This window comes from Pseudomonas oligotrophica, assembly GCF_021726475.1.
GTDB classification, from domain to species: Bacteria; Pseudomonadota; Gammaproteobacteria; order Pseudomonadales; family Pseudomonadaceae; genus Stutzerimonas; species Stutzerimonas oligotrophica.
The window spans coordinates 277,298-290,530 of the sequence record NZ_JAKJRU010000006.1; the positions used below are offsets into that span (position 1 = coordinate 277,298).

General features: G+C 67.8%; 11 protein-coding genes. 6 read left to right on the plus strand and 5 right to left on the minus strand.

Annotation, left to right across the window (positions count from 1 at the left end):
- The first annotated feature begins 143 nt into the window (after window positions 1–143).
- The gene (locus tag L3N39_RS14600; RefSeq protein WP_237258178.1) at window positions 144–368 is read left to right on the plus strand and encodes a DUF3203 family protein; all 225 of its coding nucleotides are present in this window, start codon (window positions 144–146) and stop codon (window positions 366–368) included.
- A 57-nt stretch (window positions 369–425) separates the two neighbouring features.
- Here the strand turns inward: L3N39_RS14600 and putP are convergent, their stop codons facing one another.
- The 3 genes from putP to L3N39_RS14615 form a co-directional block, all read right to left on the minus strand.
- Window positions 426–1,910, minus strand: coding sequence for a sodium/proline symporter PutP (gene putP, locus L3N39_RS14605; RefSeq protein ID WP_237258179.1), 1,485 nt, complete (start codon window positions 1,908–1,910; stop codon window positions 426–428).
- Window positions 1,911–2,097: 187 nt separating this feature from the next.
- Entirely contained in the window at window positions 2,098–5,256 is a 3,159-nt protein-coding gene (gene putA / locus L3N39_RS14610; RefSeq protein WP_237258180.1) for a bifunctional proline dehydrogenase/L-glutamate gamma-semialdehyde dehydrogenase PutA, read from the minus strand.
- Between the two features lie 182 nt (window positions 5,257–5,438).
- A complete protein-coding gene (locus L3N39_RS14615; RefSeq protein WP_237258181.1) occupies window positions 5,439–6,191 on the minus strand; it encodes a helix-turn-helix domain-containing protein in 753 nt (250 codons plus the stop codon).
- 125 nt (window positions 6,192–6,316) lie between these two features.
- Between L3N39_RS14615 and lon the strand changes: the two genes are divergently transcribed.
- The 5 genes from lon to cmoB all read left to right on the plus strand — a co-directional run bounded on the left by lon (window position 6,317) and on the right by cmoB (window position 11,641).
- Window positions 6,317–8,701, plus strand: a complete 2,385-nt coding sequence (gene lon, locus L3N39_RS14620) for an endopeptidase La (protein ID WP_237258182.1) — start codon at window positions 6,317–6,319, stop codon at window positions 8,699–8,701.
- 110 nt (window positions 8,702–8,811) lie between these two features.
- The gene (locus L3N39_RS14625) at window positions 8,812–9,216 is read left to right on the plus strand and encodes a protease inhibitor I42 family protein (protein ID WP_237258183.1); all 405 of its coding nucleotides are present in this window, start codon (window positions 8,812–8,814) and stop codon (window positions 9,214–9,216) included.
- Window positions 9,217–9,305: 89 nt separating this feature from the next.
- A complete protein-coding gene (locus L3N39_RS14630; RefSeq protein WP_237258184.1) occupies window positions 9,306–9,875 on the plus strand; it encodes a hypothetical protein in 570 nt (189 codons plus the stop codon).
- A gap of 63 nt (window positions 9,876–9,938) precedes the next feature.
- Complete coding sequence (cmoA, locus tag L3N39_RS14635) at window positions 9,939–10,682, plus strand: carboxy-S-adenosyl-L-methionine synthase CmoA (protein ID WP_237258185.1); 744 nt, start codon at window positions 9,939–9,941, stop codon at window positions 10,680–10,682.
- Window positions 10,679–11,641: a tRNA 5-methoxyuridine(34)/uridine 5-oxyacetic acid(34) synthase CmoB gene (cmoB, locus tag L3N39_RS14640; RefSeq protein WP_237258186.1), complete on the plus strand. Its 963-nt coding sequence runs from the start codon at window positions 10,679–10,681 to the stop codon at window positions 11,639–11,641. Before cmoA ends, cmoB begins: the two co-directional genes overlap by 4 nt.
- A gap of 150 nt (window positions 11,642–11,791) precedes the next feature.
- Here the strand turns inward: cmoB and pdxJ are convergent, their stop codons facing one another.
- Together pdxJ and recO are read right to left on the minus strand one after the other, a co-directional pair.
- On the minus strand, window positions 11,792–12,538 hold the full coding sequence (gene pdxJ, locus L3N39_RS14645) for a pyridoxine 5'-phosphate synthase (protein ID WP_237258187.1): 747 nt from the start codon (window positions 12,536–12,538) through the stop codon (window positions 11,792–11,794).
- Window positions 12,531–13,220, minus strand: coding sequence for a DNA repair protein RecO (recO, locus tag L3N39_RS14650; RefSeq protein WP_237258188.1), 690 nt, complete (start codon window positions 13,218–13,220; stop codon window positions 12,531–12,533). Before recO ends, pdxJ begins: the two co-directional genes overlap by 8 nt.
- Window positions 13,221–13,233 lie beyond the last annotated feature (13 nt).

Genomic DNA, 13,233 nt, shown 5'->3' on the forward strand with positions numbered 1-13,233 from the left:
CAAGCGAAGCCGCCGGTCGGCAGGGGGCGGAGAATCTAGCATGTTATATCGTAACACTTAAGCGCTATTTGCCCGGCTCGACAACCTCTGCCGCCCTGGCTGGTCCCACCTTCATAGCCGCAACGAAAACAGGAGGCTCAGCCATGGCTGTCGAAATCGATACCACCACCGGGACCTGCGTCATCACCGTCAACGGCCAACCGCACCGTGGGGCGATCGGCGATGCGCGCATCACCACCGACCCGCAGGCGCGAATGTCCGAGCTGCATCTGGACGGCCACCGGCTGCACCTGCCCGAGGACGAGGCCGAGCACCTGATTGCCGCCGGCGCGACCGATGACCGTTCCAACCTGATTGCCGACGACTGAGCCCGGCAACGAAAAAGCCCCGGCGAACCGGGGCTTTTTCGGGTACTGCCGTGGGCGTCAGCCGGCGTGATAGTCGGCGTCGGCTTCCTCGAAGCGCTTGACGATGCTCGCGCTCGGCGCCGGGCCCATCTTGCTGAAGACGAAGATGGCCAGGCTGGCGAGGATGAAGCCCGGGATGATCTCGTACAGGCCCAGGCCGATGAACTCCTTCCACACCACCACGGTGACGGCACCGACCAGCATGCCGGCCAGCGCGCCGTTGCGGGTCATGCCCTTCCACAGCAGCGAGATCAGCACTACCGGGCCGAACGCCGCGCCGAAGCCGGCCCAGGCGTAGGAGACCAGGCCCAGCACCTTGCTCTCGGGATTCGAGGCGATGCCGATGGCGATCAGCGCGATCAGCAGCACCATCGCCCGGCCAACCCAGACCAGCTCACGCTGCGAGGCGTTCTTGCGCAGCATGGCCTTGTAGAAGTCCTGGGTCAGGGCGCTGGAGCTGACCAGCAGCTGGGCGCTGAGGGTGCTCATCACCGCTGCCAGCACGCCGGAGAGGATCAGGCCGGCGATCCAGGGGTTGAAGAGAATCTTGGTCAGCTCGAGGAACACCCGCTCGCCGTTGGCGCTGACCGGGCCGGCCAGGTCCGGATGATCGGCGAAGTAGGCGATGCCGAAGAAGCCCACCGCCACCGCGCCGGCGAGGGTCAGGATCATCCAGGTCATGCCGATGCGCCGGGCGTTGGGGATGGTGCGGACCGAGTCGGCCGCCATGAAGCGCACCAGGATGTGCGGCTGGCCGAAGTAGCCCAGGCCCCAGGCCAGCAGCGAGATGATGGCGACGAAGCTGAGCCCGCGGAACATGTCGAAGTTGGCCGGATTCTGCGCCTCGATGGTGGCCATCACCGAATCCATGTCGCCGAGCGCCAGGATGACGAACAGCGGAGTGATCAACAGGGCGAAGATCATCAGCGTGGCCTGCACGGTGTCGGTCCAGCTGACCGCGAGGAAGCCGCCGATGAACACGTAGAGGATGGTCGCTGCCGCGCCGACCCACAGGGCGGTCGAGTACTCCAGGCCGAAGGTCGATTCGAACAGGCGCGCACCGGCGACCACGCCCGAGGCGCAATAGATGGTGAAGAACACCAGGATCACCAGCGCCGAGAAGATCCGCAGCATGCGGCTCTCGTCCTCGAACCGGTGGGAGAAGTAGTCCGGCAGGGTCAGCGCGTTGTGGTTGTGCTCGGTATGCACGCGCAGGCGTCCGGCGACGAACAGCCAGTTGAGCCAGGCACCGGCGATCAGGCCGATGGCGATCCAGCTTTCCGAAAGGCCGGAGACGAATACCGCACCGGGCAGGCCCATCAGCAGCCAGCCGCTCATGTCCGAGGCGCCGGCCGACAGCGCGGTGACGAAGCTGCCGAGGCTGCGGCCACCGAGGATGTAATCGGAGAAGTTGTTGGTGGCGCGATAGGCCATCAGGCCAATCAGGATCATCGCCGCGATGTAGATCACGAACGTGATCAGGGTGGGTGTTGTGACGCTCATTTGTTGTCCCTCGTTAGTTGTTGTTCGATGGGAACGACGGTAGATGCCGCTCCCATCTTGGCAGAGGGCGACGGCTAGGACGCCATCACCGGGGGCAGGTCAACGGAACCTGCCAATGGCGCAAGAGCGTGCGCCAGTGTGCTGTTGTTGTTGTCCGGCCGGCGGTATGGGCCGCCGGCCGATAGCCTCAGTCGTCGCCCAGCGAGAGCAACGAGGCATTGCCTCCCACTGCCGTGGTGTTGGTCGACGTGGTGCGCTCGTTGACGAAACGCAGCAGGTAGCTCGGACCACCGGCCTTCGGGCCGGTACCGGACAACCCGCAACCGCCGAACGGCTGGACCCCGACCACCGCGCCCACCTGGTTGCGGTTGACGTAGAGGTTGCCGACGCGCGCCAGGCGCTCGATGCGCTCGGCGGTCTCCTCGTTGCGGCTGTGCACGCCCAGGGTCAGGCCGTAGCCGGTGGCGTTGATCGCCGCGACCACGTTGTCCAAATCGGCGGCATCGTAACGCACTACGTGCAGAACCGGGCCGAAATGCTCCTTCTTGAGCTCGGCGATGCCGCCGATCTCGAAGGCCACCGGCGCCACGAAGTAGCCCTCGTGCTGCGGCAGGCGCGCCTCGGCGATCAGGCGTCCCTGGGCCTTGAGCGATTCGATGTGCGCCAGCAGGCCGTCGCGGGCCTCCTGGTCGATCACCGGGCCGACATCGCTTTCGCGCAGGTGCGTCGGGCCGACCTTCAGCTCGGCCATCGCGCCCTTGATCAGCTCGATCACCCGGTCGGCGATGTCGCGCTGCACGTAGAGCACGCGCAGCGCCGAGCAACGCTGGCCGGCGCTGGTGAAGGCCGAGGCCAGGGCGTCCTTGACCACCTGCTCGGGCAGCGCGGTGGAGTCGACGATCATCGCGTTCTGCCCGCCGGTCTCGGCGATCAGGGTGGCGATCGGGCCCTCCTTCTCGGCCAGCTGGCGGTTGATGATCCGCGCGGTATCGGTCGAACCGGTGAAGCACACGCCCGCCACGCGCGGGTCACGGCAGAACACCGCGCCCAGGGTCGCACCGTCGCCCGGCAGCAGGGCGATGACATCCTTCGGCAGGCCGGCCTCGAACATCAGTTCCAGGGCACGCGCGGCGATCAGGCTGGTCTGTTCGGCGGGCTTGGCCAGCACGGTGTTGCCGGCGACCAGCGCCGCGGTGATCTGGCCCAGGTAGATGGCCAGCGGGAAGTTCCACGGGCTGACGCAGACGAACACGCCGCGCCCCTCGTGGAACAGCTCGTTGCGCTCGCCGGTCGGGCCCTTGAGCTCCGCACGACCGAGTTTCAGCCGCGCCTGCTGCGCGTAGTAGCGGCAGAAATCCACCGCTTCGCGCACCTCGTCGATGCCGTCCTGCAGGGACTTGCCGGCCTCCAGCGTGCACAGCGCCATCAGCTCGGCGCGGTTGGCCTCGAGCAGGTCGCCGATGCGCTCGAGAATCGCCGCGCGCTGCTCAACCGGTGTGGCATTCCAGCGCGGCCAGGCCGCGGCCAGGCCGTCGAGCGCCTGGCGCGCCTGGTCGGCCGAGGCGAACTGCGCCGTGCCGACGATCTTGCTCAGTTCGTAGGGGCAACGCACCTGTTGCGGCGTACCGGCCAGGCGCTGGCCGCCAATCACCGGGGCGGCCTGCCACTGGCGGTCGAGGAAGGGGCGGTAGGCGTCCGCCAGCGAGTCCCACTGTTGCTGGATGTTCATATTGATTCCCTGCGAATTCTTGCGGTCGCCGAACAGCGCCCGGGGCGATGGAATGCGTGGATTGCCGGGGCTGGCGAACCGGCGCAGCTGGGTGACCGGATGATCGATCAGCGATTCGACCGGCACCCGCGGATCGACCAGCTGATGCACGAAGGATGAGTTGGCGCCGTTTTCCAGCAGCCGGCGGACCAGGTACGGCAGCAAATCCTTGTGCGCACCGACCGGGGCGTAGATGCGCACGTTCTGCCGGTACTGCTCGAGCACCGTGTCGTACAGCGCATCGCCCATGCCATGCAGGCGCTGGAACTCGAACTCGCGCGGCTCGCCGAGCTGCTCGACCATGTCGAGGATGCAGCTGACGGTGTGCGCGTTGTGGCTGGCGAACTGCGGGTAGATCACCCCGCGGGTGTGCTCGGAGAGCAGGTAGCGCGCGCAGGCCAGGTACGAGGTGTCGGTGCCTTCCTTGCGGGTGTACACCGGGTAGCCGTCCAGGCCCTGGACCTGGCACTGCTTGATCTCGCTGTCCCAGTAGGCGCCCTTGACCAGGCGCAGCGGGATGCGCGCACCGAGTTCGCGGCCGAGCAGCGTCAGCCAGACCAGCACCGGCAGGCAGCGCTTGGAATAGGCCTGCACCACCAGGCCGAACTCGCCCCAGCCGGCGATGGCCGGGTCGCGCATGAGTTTTTCGAAGAGTTCGAGCGACAGCTCCAGGCGGTCGGCCTCCTCGGCGTCGATGGTGATGCCGACATCCAGGCGGCGGGCCAGAATGGCCAGGTCGCGCACGCTGGCGAACAGCTCGGTCAGCACGCGCTCGCGCTGGGCGACCTCGTAGCGCGGGTGCAGCGCCGACAGCTTGATCGAGACCGACGGGCGCGGGCCCTTGCCGACCTGCGGCTCGGCGCCGACGGTTTCCACCGCCTGGCGGTAGTCGGCCATGTACTTGGCCGCGTCCGCCTCGGTCAGCGCCGCCTCGCCGAGCATGTCGAACGAGTAGGTGTAGCCCTTCTCGCGCTCGGGGCGGCCGTTCTTCAGCGCCTCGGCGATGCTGCGGCCGAGCACGAACTGCTTGCCCATCAGCTTCATCGCCTGGTTCATCGCCGCGCGGATGACCGGCTCGCCGGAACGCTTGATCAGCCGGCCGATGACGTTCTTCGGCCGACCGTCGGTGGCCTGCGGGTCGACCACCTTGCCGGTCATCACCAGGCCCCAGGCGGCGAAGTTGACCAGCACGTTGTCGCTCTGGCCCAGGTGACGCTCCCATTCGGCGGCACCGAGCTTGTCGCGGATCAGCGCATCGGCGGTGGCCGGGTCCGGCACGCGCAGCAGCGCCTCGGCCAGGCACATCAGCATCAGCCCTTCCTGGGTGTCCAGGCTGTACTGGCGCAGCAGCGCATCGAGGGTATCGACTGCATTATCGCGGCTGCGCACGGCCTGGATCAGCGCCCGGGCACGCTCGCGGATACGTGCCACGCCGGCCTCGCCGGGGTCGGCAAGCTGCAGCAGTTGGTCGAGATAGGCGCCTTCGTCGACGCTGTAGTTGGCGCTGACGAGGGGCAGGAATTCAGCGGCTTTGAGGCTGGCGAAGCTATCGCCGAGCACCTGACTGGCTTGGAACATCGCGCCGCTCCTCCGTTGGTGGTTGATGTTATTAGGTCTAGCCCAGCGCGGCGCAGGCGGGATCGCCCTCTGGCCGGCAAGGCGAGCGGTAGCGAAATGTAAAGGCAGGGATGCGCGGCGATCTTGCGTAAAGCTACGGTTTTTTTACAGAAGACTCGGGAAGCTCATGGCCCCGTGCGGGCTCAGTGGTCGGCCTTGCGCAGGCGTCGGGGTGTCAGGCCCAGGTAGCGGCGGGTCGCGGTGGTCAGCGCGCTCTGGCTGGAGAAGCCGCACTCCTCGGCGATCCGCGCCAGCGGCAGCGGCGTGGCGCGCAGCAGGTGTGCGGCGCGGTCGAGGCGGCTCTTGAGCAGGTACTGGTGCGGCGTCAGGCCGACGGCATCCTTGAACTGCACGTGGAAATGGCTCGGGCTCAGGCAGGCCACCTGGGCCAACTCGGCGACGGTGATGCGCCGGGCCAGGTTGTCGCGGATATGCGCATCCAGGCGCTCGAAGTTCAGCGGGCCGACCGGCCGCTGGCGCTGCTCGCCGAACAGGCGCAGGTGCAATGCGCGCAGCAGCACGCCCCCCAGGGCGCGGGCCAGCAGCGGGTCGTCGCCGTAGCGGGCGAGTTCCGCCTCGGCGTAGGCCAGCAGGTGCTGGAAGTCGGCATCCAGCGCCGGGTAGCGCGGCGCCTCGAACAGGCGGGCCAGCAGTTCGGGATCGTCGAGGTCGTCATGCTCGTCGAGGTCGATGATCAGCATGCGGTTGTCGCCCACCCCGGCGAAACCGTGGTCCGCGTCGCCCGGCACCACGCAGGCGCGCATGCGGCAGACCTCGCCACCCGAGCCGTTGACCTCGAATTCGGCGCGCCCGGCGACCGACATCACCAGCTGGTGATAGTCGTGGGCGTGCTTGTGGGCCTGATCGTCCAGGCGAATCAGTCGGGCGTTGAGCATGGCAAGGCACCTCGGGCGTCCGGGCACTGTAACGAAACTGCCGGACCGCCGCCATGCCCGGGCGGGATTGAAATCACCGGCCCGACTACCCATCTTGATCGGCAAGTCCCCCTGTCAGGTGCCGCATGAACGACGAAGCGAACCACGCCAACGATCCGGAAATCATTTCGTCCAACGGGCTGGTGCTGCCCGACCAGAACCAGCCGGACAAGCTCTACGTCATCCCGGTGCACAACCGGCCGTTCTTCCCGGCACAGGTGCTGCCGGTGATCGTCAACGAGGAGCCCTGGGCCGAGACGCTGCAGCGCGTGGCCAATACGCCGCACCAGCGCCTGGCGCTGTTCTTCGTCGACAGCCCGGTGCCCGATGCCGCCAGCTTCGACCCCGACAGCCTGCCCGAGCACGGCACCATGGTGCGCGTGCACCACGCCTCGCAGGAAGGCGGCAAGCTGCAGTTCGTCGCCCAGGGCATGGCCCGCGTGCGCATCCGCGGCTGGCTGCGGCGCAAGCCGCCGTATCTGGTGGAGGTCGACTATCCGCGCCCCGAGGAAGACCCGCGTGACGAGGTCAAGGCCTACGGCATGGCGCTGATCAACGCAATCAAGGAGCTCTTGCCGCTCAACCCGCTGTATAGCGAGGAGCTGAAGAACTACCTCAACCGCTTCAGCCCCAACGACCCGTCGCCCTTGACCGATTTTGCCGCCGCGCTGACCACCGCGCCGGGGCGCGAGCTGCAGGAGGTACTCGACTGCGTACCGGTCCTCAAACGCATGGAGAAGGTGCTGCCGCTGCTGCGCAAGGAAGTCGAGGTCGCGCGCCTGCAGAAGGAGCTGACCGGCGAGGTGAACCGCAAGATCGGCGAGCGCCAGCGCGAGTTCTTCCTCAAGGAACAGCTGAAGATCATCCAGCGTGAGCTGGGCATCACCAAGGACGACAAGAGCGCCGACGCCGACGAGTTCCGCGCGCGCCTGGAAGGCAAGGTGGTGCCACCGGCCGCGCAGAAGCGCATCGACGAGGAACTGAACAAGCTGTCGATCCTCGAGACCGGCTCGCCGGAATACGCCGTCACGCGCAACTACCTGGACTGGGCCACCGCCCTGCCCTGGGGCGTGCACGGCCAGGACAAGCTCGACCTCAAGCGCGCGCGCAAGGTGCTCGACAAGCATCACGCCGGGCTCGACGACATCAAGAACCGCATCCTCGAGTTCCTTGCCGTCGGCGCCTTCAAGGGCGAGATCGCCGGTTCCATCGTGTTGCTGGTCGGCCCGCCGGGCGTCGGCAAGACCAGCATCGGCAAGTCCATCGCCGAATCCCTCGGCCGGCCGTTCTACCGCTTCAGCGTCGGCGGCATGCGCGACGAGGCGGAGATCAAGGGCCACCGCCGCACCTACATCGGTGCCCTACCCGGCAAGCTGGTGCAGGCGCTCAAGGATGTCGAGGTGATGAACCCGGTGATCATGCTCGACGAGATCGACAAGCTCAGCAGCAGCTACCAGGGCGATCCGGCCTCGGCGCTGCTGGAAACCCTCGATCCCGAGCAGAACGTCGAATTCCTCGACCACTACCTGGACCTGCGCCTGGACCTGTCCAAGGTGCTGTTCGTCTGCACTGCCAACACGCTGGACTCGATCCCCGGCCCGCTGCTCGACCGCATGGAGGTGATCCGCCTGTCCGGCTACATCGCCGAGGAAAAGCTCGCCATCGCCAAGCGCCACCTGTGGCCCAAACAGCTGGACAAGGCCGGCGTGCCGAAGGAACGCCTGTCCATCAGCGACAGCGCGCTGAAGGCGGTGATCGAGGGCTATGCCCGCGAGGCCGGCGTGCGCCAGCTGGAGAAGCAGCTCGGCAAGCTGGTGCGCAAGGCGGTGATCAAGCTGCTCGACGAGCCGGCCGCGACGCTGCGGATCACGCCGCGGGAGCTGGACGACTACCTCGGCAAGCCGGTATTCCGCACCGAGCAGCTGCTCTCCGGCGTCGGCGTCATCACCGGCCTGGCCTGGACCAGCATGGGCGGCGCCACCCTGCCGATCGAGGCGACTCGCATCCACACCCACAACCGCGGCTTCAAGCTCACCGGCAAGCTCGGCGAGGTGATGAAGGAATCGGCCGAGATCGCCTACAGCTACGTCAGCTCGCACCTGAAGGACTTCAAGGGCGACCCGGCCTTCTTCGACGAGGCCTTCGTGCACCTGCACGTACCGGAAGGGGCGACACCCAAGGACGGCCCCAGCGCCGGCATCACCATGGCCAGCGCGCTGCTCTCGCTGGCGCGCAACCAGCCGCCGAAGAAGGGCGTGGCCATGACTGGCGAGCTGACGCTGACCGGCCATGTGCTGCCCATCGGCGGTGTACGCGAGAAGGTCATCGCCGCGCGGCGGCAGAAGATCTTCGAGCTGATCCTGCCGGAAGCCAATCGCGGCGACTTCGAGGAGCTGCCGGACTACCTGAAGGAAGGCCTGACGGTGCATTTCGCCAAGCGCTTCGCCGACGTCGCCCGGGTGCTGTTCTGAACGGCCGTGGCCGGCGGGCGCTCCCGGCAGCCGTCGGCGCCCGCCCCATGGCTGGGAGCGAAGGCCACGAGCGGGCTATCCTTGGCCTACCTTCCCGACCGGTGCCGCCCATGCTTTCCGTCATCCGCCGCGCGTCCATCCTCGCCGCCGCCCTGCTGCTGGCGGCCTGCGCCCAGCAGGCTCCCAGCACGCTGACCCTGGACAACCACGCCCGCCATTGCCAGCCGCTGCAGCTGAGCCCGGGGCAGGAGTTCAACCTGCGCCTGCCGAGCAACCCGACCACCGGCTTTCGCTGGACCTTGCGCGCCGACGCCGCGCCGCAGCTGAAGCTGCTCGGCCCGGAGGTCTACATCGTGCCCGAGGAAGCCGGCCTGGTCGGTGCGGCGGGCGTTTCCAGCTGGCGCTTCCGTGCCGTCGCCCGCGGCGAGGCCGCGCTGGGCCTGGACTACGCACGCCCCTGGGAACGCGAGGTGGCGCCCGCCCGGCAGTTCGACTGCCGCATCCGCGTCAAGTGACCCACCGACGCCCCTGACTCAAGAACGGCAGACCGGACGAAAATCGCCTATACCCAATACAGGGGATTTCAGCAGTCGGGGGAATCGTCATGGACGGCTTCAGAGCGTGTCTGCTCGGCTACGCGCTGGTACTGCTTGGAGGGTGTGGCAACCTGTTGCCCAGCGAGCGCGCCGAGGTCAGTTCGACCTTCCGCGACTATCTCGACGCGGAAACCGCCTTCGCCCGGGCGACACCGGGGCGCACCACACGCAGCGAGCTGTTCACCCTCGGCTTCGATCCGCAGTACGGCGGCAACGGTCGCATCCTCTCGTTTCTCGACGTGCGCACGCTGTTCGTGCAGCCGAACATCCCCATCGACTACCTGCCCGACAGCCTGGTCACCTGCCTGGAGGCCAAGGAGCGCTGCAACGGCTATGCCTTCGAGTTCACCCAGACCGACAGCCAGCGGGTCGGCAGCTTCTGGGCCGATGTGCTCAACTTCCGCAAGAACCGCCAGATCCAGGGCTGGAACCTGCGCGCGGTGTTCGTCCTGGTCGACGACGTGCTGGTGCACAAGGTCAGCAACGGCGAGCCGCAGATCCGCCGCTACCAGGTCCAGCGCAACCCGCTGGGGCCGCTGCAGGGCGCCGGCGAGTTTCTCTCCGATCAGTTGAAATGAGCGAACCAGGCCTGTGGTTGCGCGTTAAAATGCGGGCCTTTTTTCGCTCCACCGGAACCTGCCGTGACGCAACTTCCCGACCGCATCTATGCCACGCCCCAGGCGCGGGTCGCCGATTTCGTCTTCAACGAGGACGTCGCGCGCGTCTTCCCCGACATGATCAAGCGCTCGGTACCCGGCTACCCGACCATCGTCGAGAACATCGGCGTGCTGGCCGCGCAGTTCGCCCAGCCGGACACCCGGCTCTATGACCTGGGCTGTTCGCTCGGCGCGGTAAGCCAGGCGCTGCGCCGCCACGTCAGGACACAGGGTTGCCGGGTGGTCGCGGTGGACAACTCGCCGGCGATGGTCGAGCGCTGCCGCGAATACCTGCACGCGCAGGATTCGATGTTCCAGGAGTTGCTGCCGGCCGAGGTGATCGAGGCCGACATCCTGGCCCTGGAATTCCAGCCGAGCTCGCTGGTGGCGCTGAACTTCACCCTGCAGTTCATCCCCCCCGAGCAGCGCTCGGCCCTGCTCGGCCGCATCCGCCAGGCCCTGCTGCCGGGCGGTGCGCTGATCCTCTCGGAAAAGCTGCGCTTCGAGGACGAAGACGAGCAGCAGTTGCTCACCAGCCTGCACGTCGCCTTCAAGCGCGCCAACGGCTACAGCGAACTGGAAATCGCCCAGAAGCGCAGCGCCATCGAGAACGTGATGAAGCCCGACAGCCTGGCGACCCATCGCCAGCGCCTGCTGGACGCCGGTTTCTCCAGCGTCGTGCCCTGGTTCCAGTGCCTGAATTTCGCCTCGCTGATCGCCCTGCCATGAATCTCGACCTTTCATCCCTGGCCTGGAAACTGGCCGGCACTCCCCTGGCCGCCTGGGCCAACGGCCTACAGGCGCAGCTCGACGCCAAGCTGGCCATCGGCCACGGCGACCTGCCGCGCTGGCAGCGTGCCGTGCAGGCACTGCCGCTCCTGCAAGCGGCGCGCGTCGAATTGCGCGAGGGCTTTCGCCTCGATGCCGACTGCGACCTCGACACCCGCGCGGCCGTGCGCCAGGCGCTGTTCGACCTGTCGCCCTGGCGCAAGGGGCCGTTCGACCTGTTCGGCGTGCACGTCGATACCGAGTGGCGTTCGGACTGGAAGTGGGCGCGCGTCGCCCCGCACCTGGAGCTGGCCGGCAAGCGGATCCTCGATGTCGGCTGCGGCAACGGCTACTACATGTGGCGGATGCTCGGTGCCGGCGCCGACAGCGTGGTCGGCGTCGATCCGAACTGGCTGTTCTTCTGCCAGTTCCACGCGATGAAGCGCTACCTGCCGGAGCTGCCGGCCTGGCACCTGCCGTTCGCCCTGGAGGAGCTGCCGGCCAGGCTCGAAGGCTTCGACACGGTATTCTCCATGGGCGTGCTCTACCATCGCCGCTCGCCCGTCGACCACCTGCTCGACCTGAAGGACTGCCTGGTGCGTGGCGGCGAGCTGGTCCTCGAGACCCTGGTCGTCGAGGGCGACGAGCACACCGCGCTGGTCCCCGAGGACCGTTATGCGCAGATGCGCAACGTCTGGTTCCTGCCCTCGGTGCCGGCACTGGAGCGCTGGCTACGCCGCGCCGGTTTCGCCGATGTGCGCTGCGTCGATGTCAGCGTCACCAGCCTCGACGAACAACGCAGCACCGACTGGATGCGCTACCAGTCGCTGCCCGACTTCCTCGACCCGGCCGACCGCAGCCGGACCATCGAAGGACTACCGGCACCGACCCGCGCGGTGCTCCTGGCCCGCAAGCCATAGGCCACCGCGAGGCTCCGTACCGCGGTGGACAATCGCTTCGCAGGTTGTCCACCCTACGGGCCGGCCGCCATAACGCCATGCCCGGACCAGCGCCGACCCGATCCGATCTACCGCAGGGTGGGCAACGGCGCAGCCCTGGCGGCCGCGCAATCAGCCGCGCGCGGCTGCCGCGACGATCAGCTGCTTCATTTCCCTGACCGCCTGCTTGAAGCCGACGAACAGCGCATGGGCGACGATGGCATGGCCGATGTTCAGCTCGTTGATCCCGCGGATCGCCGCGATGGCCTCGGCGTTGTGGTAGTGCAGGCCATGCCCGGCATTGACCACCAGGCCATGGCTCAGGCCAGCCTCCACCCCGTCGCGAATACGCGCCAGCTCGCAGCTGCGCTCGGCAACGCCGTGGGCATCGGCATAGCGCCCGGTATGCAGCTCGATGGCCGGTGCGCCGATGCGCGCCGCCGCCTCGATCTGGCGCGGGTCGGCATCGATGAACAGCGAGACCTCGGCGCCGCAGAGCGTCAGGCGCTCGACCGCCTCGCGGATGCGCGCCTCCTGCCCGGCCACGTCCAGGCCGCCTTCGGTGGTGAGCTCCTGGCGGGTCTCGGGGACCAGGCAGACATGCGCCGGCCGCAGGGACTCGGCAAACGCGAGCATGAACTCGGTGACGCCCATCTCGAAGTTCATGCGCGTCTGCAACGCGTCCTTCATCAGCAGCACGTCGCGCTCCTGGATGTGCCGACGATCCTCGCGCAGGTGCACGGTGATGCCGTCGGCGCCAGCCTCCTCGGCATCCAGCGCCGCCTTGACGGGGTCGGGATAACGAGTACCACGGGCCTGGCGCAGGGTGGCCACATGATCGACGTTCACGCCCAGCAGAATACGGTTGGCCTCAGTCACGCGTTACCTCCTTCATGTTCATGAACAGTTCACGGCTGACCAGCGGCCGACCGCCCAGATGCGGCGCCAGCGCCTGGCGCATCAGGCGCTTGGCCGCCGCCAGCGCCCCGGGCACATGCCAGTCGGCCTCGGCCATGGCCAGCAGCTCGGCACCGTTGAACAGCCCGGGCTGGAACTGCGCGACCGGCTCGAGGCCGGCGTCCGGCAGCAGACGGTAGAGGCCCCGGGGTTCAATCGGCAAGCCCTGGACGTCATGCTCCAGGGCGAAGCCGTAGCCAAGCTCGCCGAGCAGTCGCCACTCGAAGGCGCGCAACAGGGGTTCGATCGGGCGTTTCGCGGCGAGCGCCGGCAGGGTCGCGGCGTAGTGCTCGAACAGCGCCGGCTGGGCATCCTCGACCGGCAGCAGGCGCACCAGCAGCTCGTTCAGGTACAGGCCACTGAACAACGCCTGCCCGTCGAGCCAGAAGGTCGGGCCGACCTGCTCGAGTCGGGAAATGTTCTTCAGGTCGCTGCGCCCGCGCAGTTCGGTCGCCAGCGAGACGAAGGGCCGCAGCAGGCTGCCGCTGCGGCCGCGTGCGGCCCGCATCACCGCGCGCTGCCGGCCCTGGGGGGTGAACAGCTCGACCAGCGCGCTGCTCTCCTTGTAGGGCCGGCTGTGCAGGACGTAAGCGGCAAGCTCCAAGCGGCAGCCTCAG